Source organism: Pseudomonas sp. WS 5027 (genome assembly GCF_012985695.1).
GTDB lineage: Bacteria > Pseudomonadota > Gammaproteobacteria > Pseudomonadales > Pseudomonadaceae > Aquipseudomonas > Aquipseudomonas hygromyciniae.
This window is the reverse complement of record NZ_JAAQWU010000001.1, coordinates 403,482-416,970: the sequence shown is the minus strand read 5'-3', so window position 1 is coordinate 416,970 and position 13,489 is coordinate 403,482. Positions and strand designations below refer to the sequence as shown.

12 protein-coding genes are annotated in these 13,489 nt (G+C 60.4%); 4 read left to right on the top strand and 8 right to left on the bottom strand.

Going from position 1 to position 13,489, the window contains the following annotated elements:
- Nucleotides 1-77: 77 nt before the first annotated feature.
- On the bottom strand, nucleotides 78-485 hold the full coding sequence (locus HBO09_RS01900; RefSeq protein ID WP_029289542.1) for a flagellar basal body-associated protein FliL: 408 nt from the start codon (nucleotides 483-485) through the stop codon (nucleotides 78-80).
- 149 nt (nucleotides 486-634) lie between these two features.
- Between HBO09_RS01900 and HBO09_RS01895 the strand changes: the two genes are divergently transcribed.
- Entirely contained in the window at nucleotides 635-1,615 is a 981-nt protein-coding gene (locus HBO09_RS01895) for an NADPH:quinone oxidoreductase family protein (protein WP_169991244.1), read from the top strand.
- A gap of 227 nt (nucleotides 1,616-1,842) precedes the next feature.
- Nucleotides 1,843-3,180 (top strand): glycerol-3-phosphate transporter, encoded by a 1,338-nt coding sequence (gene glpT / locus HBO09_RS01890; RefSeq protein WP_169991242.1) that lies wholly within the window; start codon nucleotides 1,843-1,845, stop codon nucleotides 3,178-3,180.
- On the opposite strand, the gene HBO09_RS01885 is transcribed toward glpT, so the two are convergent.
- Together HBO09_RS01885 and HBO09_RS01880 are read right to left on the bottom strand one after the other, a co-directional pair.
- Nucleotides 3,164-3,829, bottom strand: coding sequence for a gamma-glutamylcyclotransferase (locus HBO09_RS01885; RefSeq protein WP_169991240.1), 666 nt, complete (start codon nucleotides 3,827-3,829; stop codon nucleotides 3,164-3,166). The genes glpT and HBO09_RS01885 overlap by 17 nt on opposite strands.
- A 41-nt stretch (nucleotides 3,830-3,870) precedes the next feature.
- Entirely contained in the window at nucleotides 3,871-6,258 is a 2,388-nt protein-coding gene (locus HBO09_RS01880) for a TonB-dependent receptor (RefSeq protein WP_169991238.1), read from the bottom strand.
- A gap of 326 nt (nucleotides 6,259-6,584) precedes the next feature.
- Between HBO09_RS01880 and HBO09_RS01875 the strand changes: the two genes are divergently transcribed.
- Nucleotides 6,585-7,061: a sn-glycerol-3-phosphate transporter gene (locus HBO09_RS01875; protein WP_070994021.1), complete on the top strand. Its 477-nt coding sequence runs from the start codon at nucleotides 6,585-6,587 to the stop codon at nucleotides 7,059-7,061.
- Between the two features lie 143 nt (nucleotides 7,062-7,204).
- On the opposite strand, the gene HBO09_RS01870 is transcribed toward HBO09_RS01875, so the two are convergent.
- The 5 genes from HBO09_RS01870 to HBO09_RS01850 all read right to left on the bottom strand — a co-directional run bounded on the left by HBO09_RS01870 (nucleotide 7,205) and on the right by HBO09_RS01850 (nucleotide 12,441).
- Nucleotides 7,205-8,173 (bottom strand): CDP-6-deoxy-delta-3,4-glucoseen reductase, encoded by a 969-nt coding sequence (locus HBO09_RS01870; RefSeq protein ID WP_169991235.1) that lies wholly within the window; start codon nucleotides 8,171-8,173, stop codon nucleotides 7,205-7,207.
- Nucleotides 8,173-9,639: a 4-hydroxy-3-polyprenylbenzoate decarboxylase gene (ubiD, locus tag HBO09_RS01865; protein ID WP_038444369.1), complete on the bottom strand. Its 1,467-nt coding sequence runs from the start codon at nucleotides 9,637-9,639 to the stop codon at nucleotides 8,173-8,175. The genes HBO09_RS01870 and ubiD overlap by 1 nt, the downstream gene beginning before the upstream one ends.
- Before the next feature lie 158 nt (nucleotides 9,640-9,797).
- Nucleotides 9,798-11,057: a transcription termination factor Rho gene (gene rho, locus HBO09_RS01860; protein WP_003176825.1), complete on the bottom strand. Its 1,260-nt coding sequence runs from the start codon at nucleotides 11,055-11,057 to the stop codon at nucleotides 9,798-9,800.
- 232 nt (nucleotides 11,058-11,289) lie between these two features.
- The gene (gene trxA, locus HBO09_RS01855; protein WP_169991233.1) at nucleotides 11,290-11,619 is read right to left on the bottom strand and encodes a thioredoxin TrxA; all 330 of its coding nucleotides are present in this window, start codon (nucleotides 11,617-11,619) and stop codon (nucleotides 11,290-11,292) included.
- A gap of 120 nt (nucleotides 11,620-11,739) precedes the next feature.
- Nucleotides 11,740-12,441, bottom strand: a complete 702-nt coding sequence (locus HBO09_RS01850) for a FadR/GntR family transcriptional regulator (protein ID WP_169991231.1) — start codon at nucleotides 12,439-12,441, stop codon at nucleotides 11,740-11,742.
- A gap of 255 nt (nucleotides 12,442-12,696) precedes the next feature.
- Here HBO09_RS01850 and HBO09_RS01845 point away from each other — a divergent pair, with 255 nt between their 5' ends.
- Nucleotides 12,697-13,482: a transporter substrate-binding domain-containing protein gene (locus HBO09_RS01845; protein WP_169991229.1), complete on the top strand. Its 786-nt coding sequence runs from the start codon at nucleotides 12,697-12,699 to the stop codon at nucleotides 13,480-13,482.
- Nucleotides 13,483-13,489: the final 7 nt, after the last annotated feature.

Genomic DNA, 13,489 nt, shown 5'->3' with positions numbered 1-13,489 from the left:
TCATCGCAGGCAAGCCAGCTCCCACATTTTGAGGGTGAACACCGTCAAATGTGGGCACCGGCTTTTCAGCGCGCGCTTTACTGGATGATCAAGTTATTGAACAACAGATCCTCAACCACCGGCTTGCCGGTTTCGTCGTTCATCACTTGTTGGGTCTGCTTCAACGCTTCCTGGCGCAACTTCTCTTTGCCTTCGACACTGCCCATGCTCTCGACAGTCTGCTGGGTAAACAACGCCACCAGTTGGTTGCGAATCAACGGTTCATTGGCCTTGATCGCCGCCGCCGCTTCCGGGCCGGTCACGCGCAGGGCCACATCGGCCTTGTACACCCGCAGTTTCGGGCCGCCATCCAAGGCGTAGTTGCCGACAAAAGGCGGCGTCAGGCTGTAATAACTGACCTTGGGCGCCTCACCTTCCTTGGCTTCTTCGGCATGGGCTGCCATCGGCAACGTCAGGGCCAGCATCAACAGGATCCACGCTTTCACAGTTCATTCCTCACATTCGGTTGCCAGTAGCATAACGCTAGCAAGGCAGAGCACAAGCTTATGGCGACTTATCAGGCCGGGGCATGCTCGTTGACCCGTGACCTTACCCACCTACACTTATCGGCCAATACGCCAAAAGGAATAGTCCGATGAAAGCCGTGCTGTGCAAAGCCTTCGGCCCTGCCGAAACCCTGGTGTTGGAAGACGTCGCCAGCCCCGCGATCAAGAAGAACGAGATCCTGCTGGATGTGCATGCCGCCGGGGTGAACTTCCCGGACACGCTGATCATCGAGGGCAAGTACCAGTTCAAGCCACCTTTCCCGTTCTCGCCGGGTGGCGAAGCGGCGGGCGTGGTCAGCGAAGTCGGGGAAAAGGTCAGCCACGTCAAGGTCGGTGACCGGGTCATGGCGTTGACCGGCTGGGGCAGCTTTGCCGAACAGGTCGCGGTACCGGGCTATAACGTACTGCCGATCCCGCCGAGCATGGACTTCAACACCGCCGCCGCCTTCAGCATGACCTACGGCACCTCGATGCATGCGCTCAAGCAGCGTGGCCACCTGGCGGCCGGCGAGACCCTGCTGGTGCTGGGCGCGTCCGGTGGCGTGGGCCTGGCCGCCGTGGAAATCGGCAAGGCCATGGGCGCCCGGGTGATCGCTGCCGCCAGCAGCGCCGACAAATTGGCCATAGCCAAGGCCGCAGGTGCCGATGAGCTGATCAACTACAGCGAAAGCAGCCTCAAGGATGAAATCAAACGCCTGACCGATGGTAACGGTGCCGACGTGATCTACGACCCGGTGGGCGGCGATCTGTTTGACCAGGCCATCCGTGCCATTGCCTGGAACGGCCGCCTGCTGGTGGTGGGCTTTGCCAGCGGGCGTATTCCTGAGCTGCCAGTGAACCTGGCGCTGCTCAAGGGCGCGGCGGTGGTTGGGGTGTTCTGGGGCTCGTTCGCCCAGCGCCAGCCGCAGGATAATGCGGCGAATTTCCAGCAACTGTTCAGTTGGTATGCCGAGGGCAAGTTGAAGCCGTTGGTGTCGCAAGTGTATCCGCTGGACAACGCCGCCCAGGCGATCAACGACCTGGGGCAACGCAAGGCGGTGGGCAAGGTGGTCGTCCAGGTCCGCCAGTGATTTGAAATGCGGTCAGTGTGGGAGCTGGCTTGCCTGCTCCCACATTTGATCTGCGGTGTTCTGAGGAATCTGATCACGCCTTCTATTTATCTATTCGCGACATGTTCGTAAAAGAACATGCAATTCCTCCCGTTTCCTGTGTTTGCAGATAAGAGGCGATGCTATTTTCGGTAACGAAACTGTAACATTCGCATCCGCAGTCAAAACAAGAAATTTGGAGCTCTTGAATGTTTGCTTTCTTTCGTCCTGCCCCTCATCAGGCACCCCTGCCTGAAGAAAAAATCGACAGTACCTACCGACGACTGCGTTGGCAGATCTTCGCCGGTATTTTCTTTGGCTACGCGGGTTACTACCTGCTACGCAAGAACTTCTCCCTGGCCATGCCATACCTGATCGACGAGGGCTACACCCGTGGTCAGCTGGGCTTGGCCATGTCGGCGATCGCCATTGCCTACGGTCTGTCCAAGTTCCTCATGGGCCTGGTGTCCGACCGCTCCAACCCGCGCTACTTCCTGCCTTTTGGCTTGCTGGTGTCGGCGGGGGTGATGTTCATTTTCGGTTTCGCGCCTTGGGCCACCTCCAGCGTGACCATGATGTTCATTTTGCTGTTCATCAACGGCTGGGCCCAGGGCATGGGCTGGCCGCCGAGCGGACGGACCATGGTGCACTGGTGGTCGCAGAAAGAACGCGGTGGCGTGGTGTCGGTGTGGAACGTGGCGCATAACGTCGGCGGCGGCTTGATCGGCCCGCTGTTCCTGCTGGGCATGGCCTGGTTCAACGACTGGCACGCCGCGTTCTATGTGCCGGCCACCGTGGCCTTGTTGGTGGCGGCCTTTGCCTTCATCACCATGCGCGACACCCCGCAGTCGGTGGGCCTGCCGCCTATCGAGAAGTACAAGAACGACTACCCGGAAGGCTACGACGCCAGCCACGAAGACGAATTCAGCGCCAAGGAAATCTTCGTCAAGTACGTGCTGCGTAACAAGATGCTGTGGTACATCGCCTTCGCCAACGTGTTCGTCTACCTGCTGCGCTATGGCGTGCTGGACTGGGCACCGACCTACCTCAAGGAAGCCAAGCACTTCACGGTCGACAAGTCGTCCTGGGCGTACTTCTTCTACGAGTGGGCGGGGATTCCGGGCACGCTGCTGTGCGGCTGGATGTCGGACAAGATCTTCCGTGGCAACCGTGGCCTGACCGGCATTGTGTTCATGGCCCTGGTGACCGTGGCGACCCTGGTGTACTGGCTCAACCCGCCGGGCAACCCGATGGTCGACATGATCGCGCTGTTCTCCATTGGCTTCCTGATCTACGGCCCGGTGATGCTGATCGGCCTGCAGGCGCTGGAGTTGGCGCCGAAGAAAGCCGCCGGTACGGCCGCAGGGTTTACCGGCCTGTTCGGTTACCTGGGCGGTTCGGTAGCGGCCAGTGCGGCCATGGGCTACACCGTGGACCACTTCGGCTGGGACGGCGGCTTTGTGCTGCTGATCGGCGCGTGCTTGCTGGCCATCGCGTTCCTGATCCCTACCCTGTGGCACACCAATAGCGTCAGCTCGGCGCGTTAATCGCCGCGACGCCTTTGGCACATCGCTTGAGCCGCGCCTCCAGATTCTTGTCTGGCATGGCGTGGCTACGCAGGGCGTTGACGGTCTGCTCGACATAATCGCGAGTAGTGCCGTAACGCCCGCAAGCGCTGGCAAATACCTGGTTCAGCACGCTGTCGGGCAAGTTGCCGGCGTAGCTGGGCAAGTGCCGCTCCAGCACAAAACCCAACGCCTGCACCTGACTGCCGTCTTCAAGCCGGCAACTGAGCCAGTGTGGCCGATACGACGGGTAAGGCATCTCGCGCTGCCACAAGGCATAGAGCGAAGCCTCCAGTTGATCCTCCGGCAGGCGATAGGCAAAGCCGCTGCACGAGCCGCCGCGATCCAGACCAAACACCAGCCCCGGCAACTCCGGCGTACCGCGGTGCTCGTGGGACCACAGGTACAGGCCCCGGTGATAACCGTGGACCCGTGCGCGCAGGCGTTGGGTGGCCGAACACTCGGGACGCCAGATCAGCGAGCCGTAGGCAAACAACCAGACCGGCCCACCCTTGTGCAGGCCCATGGTGGCCTGCATCGAGCTCATCAATTGTTCGTGAGTGAGTTGCGGCCCCAGATCGAGCCGCGGAGGGTAAGCCAATTGCAGAAGTTCGGATTCAATAACGGTCATGGCGGATCGCTTAGGTCTCCTTTCTCGGAAATGAAGAGCTACTACCAGTTATAGGCGACTTTACCGTAATAGAACGCGCCGCTGTAACCGTAAGGCGAAAAAGTGCTATAGGCCAGGTTGCCGCCACTGCTGGCGTAGGCATTGAGCTTTTCCGGGTACTTGTCGGTGACGTTGTCGCCGCCCACGGTGAAGGTCCAGTTGTGCAATTTGTAGTCAGCCGACAGGTCCAGCACCCAGGCGGCCTTGAAGGTCTGGTCGTTGACCTTGTCTGCCTGGTAGCTGGTGAACTCGCCATAGCGCACCAGATTGCTGTGCAGCGCCCAATTGCCGAAGGTGAAATCGTTGCCCAGGCTCAGCTTGTGCTGGGGCGTGGTGTCGCCCAACAAACCGATGCGCTCGCGCCGGTCGACCCGCACCAGATTGGCCCCCAGGCTATCGAGAATGGCCGGGTTGGCCTTCACGTCCGTGACCTTGGTGTGGTTGTAGTTGTAGCCCACGGTGCTGTTCCAGCGGATGCCGTTGTCCAGTTGGTAACGATAGTTGGCCACCAGGTCGACGCCGTCGGTGCTGGTATCGGTAGCATTGGTGAAGTAGCGGGCGGTAGTGTAGTCGATGTTGCCGACACCATTGGCCTGCAGATAGGCGCGCGTCGCCGCGTTAAGGGCCAGGTTGGACGACAGGCTGATGCGGTCGCGAATATCAATACGGTAGACGTCGACCGTCACTGTCAGGTTGTCCGCAGGCTCCAGCACCAGGCCCAGGCTGTAGTTGCGCGACTTCTCGGCCTTGAGGTCTTCGGCGCCGAGCAGGCGCGCCACCTGACTGTTGGCCGGGAAGGTGCCGGCTTCCTGGATGGTGTTGCCGATCAACTGCGACGAGGTGTAGGCAAAGTTCTGCTGGGCCAGGGACGGCGCGCGAAAGCCATTGGAAATGCTGCCGCGCAGGGCCACTTGCGGGGTGAAGTCATAGCGCGCCGACAACGAGCCGCTGACGTTGGAGCCAAAGTCGCTGTAGTCCTCGTGTCGCACCGCCGCCGACACCCCGAGTTTTTCGGTGAAATTGGTTTCCAGGTCCAGGTACTGCGCCCAGTTGTGGCGCGAGGTGCTGCCGGCGTCGGCATCGCGGAAACCGCCAAGGCCCGAGCTGCCGGTCTGGTAGTAGGACGCCGGCTCACCGGCTTCAATCTCATAGCCCTGGTGCAGGTATTCGCCGCCGAATGCCACCGAGACCGGGTACGGCAACCAGCCCAGGTCAAACTCACGGGACAGGTCCAGGCTGAGCTGCTTCTGCTCGTTGCTCAGGGTGCCGTTGTCGAATTTGCGTGGCGTCGCCAGGCCCAGGGAGGTGTTGATGGTTTCGGTGCGCAGTTCGTATTGGTTCTTGCCGTAGTTGGCCGACAGGTCGTAGTGCCAGTCATACGCCAACTGCCCACGCAGGCCGGCCACCAGCGAGGTGTCTTCGAGGCTGCCACGGATCAGCGGCAGGTAGCCATTGGGGTTGAGCGCCGGGAGGTTGTTGGACGCGTTGCTCGCCCGATAGAACGCTGCCGTCTCGCCGCGCCGCTTGCTGTAGCCGCCAAAGCTGTAGAACTCGGTGGCATCGTTGAAGGCGTAACCGGCGTTCAACCACAGCTTGCCTTCGTTGGTCGAGGGTTCGCCCTGGCGGAACACCCGCTGGCCGTAAGTGGTGGAGCCGATGCTGGCTGGGCGGTAATCGTGGCCGGCGCGATTGGTGTAGTCATTGTCGGCACCTTCGGCCGACAGGTTGATAAACCCATTCTCGCCCACGGCCAGGCCGGTGTTGCCGCTGATATTGCGCTGGATCCCGTCACCTTTCTTGTACTGGCCGAACTTGCTGGAAACCGAGCCACCGTGGTCGGTCTGCTTGAGGATCACGTTGATCACCCCGGCAATCGCATCGGACCCGTAGCGAGCCGACGCGCCATCGCGCAGCACTTCGATATGGTCGACCGCCGACAGCGGGATGGCATTCAAATCCGCCGGGGCCGAACCGCGACCAACCGCCCCGCCCAGGTTGACGAAGGCGCTGGTGTGGCGCCGCTTGCCATTGACCAGCACCAGCACCTGATCCGGCGACAGGCCACGCAGTTGTGCGGGGCGCACCAGTTCGGCGCCATCCACCAGGCTGGGGCGCGGAAAGTTGATGGACGGAATCAGCCGCGCCAGTACCGCGCCCAGCTCATCGGAACCGGTGCTGAGCAGGCTTTCGCCGGAAATCACATCAATAGGTGATAGTGACGCGCTGGCCGTGCGCTCTTGGGCGCGGGTACCCGTGACGATCACGGTATCGAGCTTTGGCGTTTCGGCCGTCGCCGCTTCAGCGGCGATCACCGGATTGAATCCCACGGCGGCCAGCAAATTGGCTGACAAAATCGCCGTGTACAGCGCGTGCTTGTTGTAGCTCCCCATAACGCTCCCCTTGGAATCAAAAGTCAGAACGTCAATGCCCTGAGTTCATACGATCGATCCGTGTGGCGGACGGTGGCGGTCATTTACTGGTTATTGGCAGACAGTCGGTGGCCCGATGACATATAGCTTAATGATATTTATCTTGACGAATAAATATCTTTTAAGAATAAGCAAAAGCATAAGCAACAGGCTCCATTCGTCAGGATTACTCCGGAAAATCCCGCTATTTTCAGCGCCCGTTCAGCCTTTGTGGCGAGCGAGCCCTCAAACTAGGCTCGCGTCACGACCCACTTAGCCGCGCATCCACCGACTATCGAGGTCGCCCCATGAAAAACCGACTTTCCGGCCTGCTGCTCCTGGCGCAGGCCACCACCGCCCTGGCCGCCGAAGCGCCGGCCAACGACGACAAAGGCTTCTGGTACGCCCAGACCAGCGTCTATACCCGGCACTTTGCGCCGGATCCCGAGCACAACAACAATCAGGACCTGATCGGCCTGGAGCGTAATGACGCTTCGGGGTGGGTGTATGGCGGGGCGACCTTTCGCAACTCGTTTCGCCAACGCTCGTACTACGCGTACGCAGGCAAACGCTACGACATGAGCGACTATCCGGTGTATTTGAAGCTGACCGGCGGGGCGATCCAGGGCTATCGCGGCAAATACCGTGACAAGATCCCGCTGAACCGCTACGGCGTGGCGCCGGTGATCATCCCATCGGTGGGAACCCACTATGGGCCGGTAGCGGCGGAATTCGTATTGCTGGGGTTCAATGCGGCGATGGTGACCACAGGTGTGCGGTTCTGACACCGACAGACGTGAGTAGACACAATCCCCTGTGGGAACCGGGCCTATGTGGGAGCGGGCTTGCCCGCGAATGCGGTGTGTCAGTCAACACATCCAGCGACTGATTCACCGCTTTCGCAGGCAAGCCCACACACCGTTTGAAGTCAGGCGCGTGGTGCGTAGGCAAACACGTCGGCGCGCATCTGGTGTGCATCCATGCCGGCGTTGACCAGCGCATCCAGCGTGCCGTAAATCATCGCCGGCGAACCACTGGCATAGACATGCACGGCCTTGAGGTCGGTAATGTCTTCGCACACGGCTTCATGCAACAAGCCGCAACGCCCTTCCCAACCGCACAGGTCACTCACCACTTTATGCAGGAACAGGTTGGGCAATTGCTGCCACTGCTCCCAATGCTCCACCTGGTAGAAATCTTCGGGACGACGCACGCCCCAGTACAGATGCACCGGATGCTTGAAACCACTGGCCCGGCAATGTTCGATCAGGCTATGCATCTGCGCCATGCCGGTGCCGGCCGCGATCAACACCAGCGGCCCGTCGGGCAACTCGGCCAAGTGGGTATCGCCAAACGGCAGCTCGACCCGCGCCATCTGGTTACGCTGCAACTGCTCGATCAGGCTGCGGGCGCTGTCTTCGCGCACCAGCACATGCAATTCCAGCTCGCGCCCGGCGTGGGGCGCCGAAGCCAGGGAAAAGGCCGATTTCTCGCCGTTTTCGCGCTCGATCATCAGGTATTGGCCAGCGTGGTAGCGCAGCGCCTTGCCGGCCGGAGCCCGCAGGCGCACGCGCCACACATCGCCACCCAAGTCCACGCACTCGCTCAACTGGCAGGAAAGCTTGCGCACTGGCAACTCCCCCGGCGCCAACACGCCATCCCAGAGCACGATGCAATCTTCCAGGGGCTCGGCGATGCAGGTATAGAACTCGCCATGATCACGCACCTCACCGGCTTGTTGCACCCGACCCTCGACCAACAGGGCCGCGCATACATGGCATACGCCATTGCGGCACGCCTGCGGGCATTCGTAGCCCAGGCGCCGCGCGCCTTCAAGAATCCGCTCGCCCGGCTGCAGGTCGAGGACCGCACCGGAAGGTTGCAGGGTTACACGCATCAATCTATTCCCAATTCTTTCCACATCGCATCGACACGCGCCGTCACGGCTTCATCCTTGACGATTACCCGGCCCCACTCACGGGTGGTTTCACCCGGCCACTTGTGGGTCGCATCCAGACCCATCTTCGAACCCAGGCCCGACACCGGCGAGGCGAAGTCGAGGTAGTCGATCGGCGTGTTATCGATCATCACCGTATCGCGCTTGGGGTCCATGCGCGTGGTGATGGCCCAGATCACGTCGTTCCAGTCCCTGGCGTTGATGTCGTCGTCGGTGACAATAACGAACTTGGTGTACATGAACTGTCGCAAAAACGACCACACACCGAGCATGACGCGCTTGGCATGGCCCGGGTACGACTTCTTCATGGTCACGATGGCCATGCGGTACGAGCAGCCTTCCGGCGGCAGGTAGAAGTCGGTGATTTCCGGGAACTGCTTCTGCAGGATCGGCACGAACACTTCGTTCAGCGCCACGCCGAGGATCGCCGGTTCATCAGGCGGCCGGCCGGTGTAGGTGCTGTGGTAGATCGGTTTGATCCGGTGGGTGATGCGCTCGACGGTGAACACCGGGAAGCTGTCGACTTCATTGTAGTAGCCGGTGTGGTCGCCATACGGGCCTTCATCGGCCATCTCGCCCGGATGAATCACGCCTTCAAGGATGATTTCGGCGGTGGCCGGTACTTGCAGGTCGTTGCCACGGCACTTCACCAACTCGGTGCGGTTGCCGCGCAGCAGGCCGGCAAAGGCGTATTCGGACAGGCTGTCGGGCACCGGCGTCACGGCGCCGAGGATCGTCGCCGGGTCGGCCCCGAGGGCCACAGAGACCGGGAACGGCTGGCCGGGGTGCTTCTCGCACCACTCGCGGAAATCCAGCGCACCGCCACGGTGGCTCAACCAGCGCATGATGACCTTGTTGCGTCCGATCACTTGCTGGCGGTAGATGCCCAGGTTCTGGCGGTCCTTGTTCGGGCCCTTGGTGACGGTCAGGCCCCAGGTGATCAGCGGGCCGACATCGCCGGGCCAGCAGGTTTGCACCGGGAGCATCGCCAGGTCGACATCATCGCCTTCGATGACCACTTCCTGGCATACCGCGTCTTTGACCACCTTGGGCGCCATGGCAATGATCTTGCGGAAGATCGGCAGCTTCGACCACGCGTCCTTCAGGCCCTTGGGCGGCTCGGGCTCCTTGAGGAAGGCCAGCAGCTTGCCGATTTCGCGCAGCTCGCTGACCGACTCGGCGCCCATGCCGAACGCCACCCGGTCGGGCGTGCCGAACAGGTTGCCGAGCACCGGGATATCAAAGCCTGTGGGGTTTTCGAACAGCAGCGCCGGACCCTTGTTACGCAAGGTGCGGTCGCAAATCTCAGTCATTTCCAGGACCGGGGAAACCGGCACCTGAATACGTTTCAACTCTCCGCGCTGCTCAAGTTGCTGCACGAAATCCCGAAGATCCTTGAATTTCATTAACCATGCCACCCGTAAAATAGGCGTACATCGTACCTGCTCTGAGGGCCGCTGGCAGCCCTATCGGCGGCGCAATTGCCCGCCAGGTGCCGTTAAAAACCCCAGGCAAAAAAATGGCGCCCCTCGGGGCGCCATTTTTTCGGACCTGAAACGTCGTATTACTTACGTTTCATCGACAGGAAGAACTCGTCGTTGGTCTTGGTGGTTTTCAGCTTGTCGATCAGGAACTCGATGGCAGCTACTTCGTCCATCGGGTGCAGCAGCTTGCGCAGGATCCACATGCGCTGCAGTTCGTCGTCGGCAGTCAGCAACTCTTCGCGGCGGGTGCCGGAGCGGTTGATGTTGATGGCCGGGAACACACGCTTTTCAGCGATGCGACGGTCCAGAGGCAGTTCCATGTTGCCGGTACCCTTGAACTCTTCGTAGATCACTTCGTCCATCTTCGAGCCGGTTTCAACCAGCGCGGTGGCGATAATGGTCAGCGAGCCGCCTTCTTCGATGTTCCGCGCGGCGCCGAAGAAACGCTTCGGTTTCTCCAGGGCGTGGGCATCGACACCACCGGTGAGCACTTTGCCGGAGCTTGGGATCACGGTGTTGTAGGCACGGGCCAGACGGGTGATGGAGTCGAGCAGGATCACCACGTCTTTCTTGTGCTCGACCAGGCGCTTGGCCTTCTCGATCACCATTTCGGCAACCTGCACGTGGCGGGTTGGCGGCTCATCGAACGTCGAGGCAACCACTTCGCCGCGCACGGTGCGCTGCATTTCGGTTACTTCTTCCGGACGCTCATCGATCAACAACACGATCAGGTGAACTTCAGGATTGTTACGCGCAATGTTCGCTGCAATGTTCTGCAGCATGATGGTCTTACCGGCTTTCGGCGGCGCAACGATCAGGCCACGCTGGCCTTTGCCGATCGGGGCGCACAGGTCGATGACACGACCGGTCAAGTCTTCGGTGGAACCGTTGCCGGCTTCCATCTTCATGCGCACGGTCGGGAACAGCGGCGTCAGGTTCTCGAAGAGAATCTTGTTCTTCGCGTTCTCCGGGCGATCGAAGTTGATCGTGTCGACCTTGAGCAGGGCGAAATAACGCTCGCCTTCCTTTGGAGGGCGGATCTTGCCAACGATGGTGTCACCGGTGCGCAAGTTGAAGCGACGGATCTGGCTCGGCGAGACGTAGATATCGTCTGGGCCGGCGAGATAGGAGGCGTCTGCAGAGCGGAGAAAGCCGAAGCCGTCCTGGAGAATCTCCAGCACGCCATCACCGGAGATTTCCTCGCCGCTTTTCGCGTGCTTTTTCAGCAGGGAGAAAATCACGTCCTGCTTGCGCGAACGGGCCATATTTTCTATGCCCATTTCTTCGGCCAGTTGGAGCAGGTCGGTAATCGGCTTTTGCTTGAGTTCAGTCAGATTCATATAGGAATGACGTAATCATTTATAGAGGGGGGGAATTAAGCTTTTGGCTTAATGAGGCCGCGCCGCAGAGAAGGCGACAGGATCGCGTACTAATCGAAAGGAATGCGTCGGCGACGGCTTGCAGGGGGCAGTGGAGAAACCAGTGCGGGGCCGAATGTACCACCTGAATTTCAGAGCGTCTAGCCCTGCTTTACGAAAAAGCCCCGCAATTTGCGGGGCTTTTTTACGACGCTTAGATGTTGGCGTCGATGAATGCAGCCAGTTGCGACTTGGACAGTGCGCCGACCTTGGTCGCTTCGACGTTGCCGTTCTTGAACAGCATCAGGGTCGGGATACCACGTACGCCGTGCTTGGCCGGGGTTTCCTGGTTTTCGTCGATGTTCAGCTTGGCAATGGTCAGTTTGCCTTCGTAGGTGGTTGCGATGTCGTCCAGGACCGGAGCGATCATTTTGCAAGGACCGCACCACTCAGCCCAGTAGTCAACCAGCACCGGGCCTTGAGCCTTCAGTACTTCGGCCTCAAAGGTCGCGTCGGTGACGTGCTTGATAAGATCGTTGCTCATGGATGTCTCCGGGTTGTAAGCAAAAAAAACGTTGCCCATCATAGCCGCCCTTCCTTCGTTCAGGAAGCCGCCGCTGATTGACTCTTGCTATCGAACGCCATCATTTTGGATATGGCCGGATCAGGAGGCCGCCACCGTCACAAAGATGATCCCTGTGCGCAACGCAGCGTTACGCACGTGTTCCTGCATGGCTTTTTGTGCCGCCGGGCTGCTGCGCCGGGCCAGGGCACGGAGGATCTTGCGGTGCTCCTGCCAGGTTTCCATCGCCCGCTCCGGTCGGATGAACGGTAGTTTCTGGCTTTCCAGGAACACCTCGGCACTGGCGCTGAGGATGTTCACCATCGCCTGATTGCCACTGGCCAACAGGATGCGCTGGTGAAAAGCGAAGTCCAACCGGGCGGCGGCCTCGAAATCACCGGCCTTGAGCTCCCGGCGCATGGCCTGGACATTATCTTCGAGCCAATCCAGTTCCTCGGTGGTCAGCGTCATGGCCGCCAGCCCCGCCGCAAAACCCTCCAGGGCATAACGTAACTGGAAGATATCCAGCGGACTGGCCTGCGCCGTAAACGGCCAGGCCACCCCCTTCATCTCGGCCGCCGGTGGCGCCTGCACAAACACACCCTTGCCCGGTTGCACGCTGACCAGCCCCAGGGCACTGAGCGATGACAAGGCCTCGCGCAACGAGGCACGACTGACCCCCAATTGCATCGCCAGATCCCGCTGCGAAGGCAATGCATCGCCGGGACCGAAGCCCTGCTCCTTGATGAGCTTGCGGATAGCCTGCAAGGCCGCTTCCGGTACGGCTTGGGCGATGGAATTCATGAAAAACCCGAGATTTCAGTCAACAGTGGGCCTAGTTGTAAAGCTATTCTCGGTAGCCGGCAAGCCACGCCCCAAAGGGGCTCGCCCGGTTTTGCCGGCGCTCGAAAAGGGTGCGAAGCGGGACTTGACTGTTCAGACCAGTCAGACCGCTGCACGCCTCGAAAAACCTGCCTTGCAGGCGTTTCAGAGCGCCATGGCACGGGCTATGCACTGGCAACACTCAGAAAATCCCTTCGCCCTTTTCGGAGAGTTGCCATGACCAAGCGTTGCAGCGTCCTGCTCACTGCCTTGTTTGCCAGCCTGATGCTCAGCCAGGCACCTGCCCAGGCCAATGGCCTGGACGATATCGTCGCCCGTGGCACCCTCAAGGTCGCCGTACCCCAGGATTTCCCGCCATTCGGTTCGGTGGGGCCGGATATGAAACCACGTGGCCTGGACATCGATACCGCCAAACTGCTGGCCGAACAACTCAAGGTCAAACTGGAACTGACCCCGGTCAACAGCACCAACCGCATTCCGTTCCTCACCACCGGCAAAGTGGACCTGGTGATCTCCAGCCTGGGCAAGAACCCGGATCGCGAAAAGGTCATCGACTTCTCCAAGGCCTACGCGCCGTTCTATCTCGCGGTGTTCGGCCCGCCTGAGGCGGCTATTGCGAGCCTCGATGACCTCAAGGGCAAGACCATCAGCGTGACCCGGGGCGCCATTGAAGATATCGAGTTGACCGCCGTCGCCCCCAAGGAAGCAACGATCAAGCGTTTCGAAGACAACAACTCGACCATCGCCGCCTACCTCGCCGGCCAGGTGGACTTGATCGCCAGTGGCAACGTGGTGATGGTGGCGATCAGTGAGCGCAACCCCAAGCGGGTGCCGGCGTTGAAGGTCAAGCTCAAGGATTCGCCGGTGTATGTCGGCGTGAACAAAAACGAGCCGGCGCTGTTGGAGAAGGTCAACCAGATCCTGGTCAGCGCCAAGGCTGATGGCAGCCTGGAAAAAAACGCGATGCAGTGGCTCAAAGAACCATTGCCTGCAGATCTCTGAAGCGGAG

Excerpts from the sequence above, each read along its gene's own strand:
- HBO09_RS01895 (WP_169991244.1), top strand. The coding sequence starts at position 635 with ATGAAAGCCGTGCTGTGCAAAGCCTTCGGCCCTGCCGAAACCCTGGTG.
- glpT (WP_169991242.1), top strand. The coding sequence starts at position 1,843 with ATGTTTGCTTTCTTTCGTCCTGCCCCTCATCAGGCACCCCTGCCTGAA.
- HBO09_RS01885 (WP_169991240.1), bottom strand. The coding sequence starts at position 3,829 with ATGACCGTTATTGAATCCGAACTTCTGCAATTGGCTTACCCTCCGCGG.
- HBO09_RS01880 (WP_169991238.1), bottom strand. The coding sequence starts at position 6,258 with ATGGGGAGCTACAACAAGCACGCGCTGTACACGGCGATTTTGTCAGCC.
- HBO09_RS01875 (WP_070994021.1), top strand. The coding sequence starts at position 6,585 with ATGAAAAACCGACTTTCCGGCCTGCTGCTCCTGGCGCAGGCCACCACC.
- HBO09_RS01870 (WP_169991235.1), bottom strand. The coding sequence starts at position 8,173 with ATGCGTGTAACCCTGCAACCTTCCGGTGCGGTCCTCGACCTGCAGCCG.
- ubiD (WP_038444369.1), bottom strand. The coding sequence starts at position 9,639 with ATGAAATTCAAGGATCTTCGGGATTTCGTGCAGCAACTTGAGCAGCGC.
- rho (WP_003176825.1), bottom strand. The coding sequence starts at position 11,057 with ATGAATCTGACTGAACTCAAGCAAAAGCCGATTACCGACCTGCTCCAA.
- trxA (WP_169991233.1), bottom strand. The coding sequence starts at position 11,619 with ATGAGCAACGATCTTATCAAGCACGTCACCGACGCGACCTTTGAGGCC.
- HBO09_RS01850 (WP_169991231.1), bottom strand. The coding sequence starts at position 12,441 with ATGAATTCCATCGCCCAAGCCGTACCGGAAGCGGCCTTGCAGGCTATC.
- HBO09_RS01845 (WP_169991229.1), top strand. The coding sequence starts at position 12,697 with ATGACCAAGCGTTGCAGCGTCCTGCTCACTGCCTTGTTTGCCAGCCTG.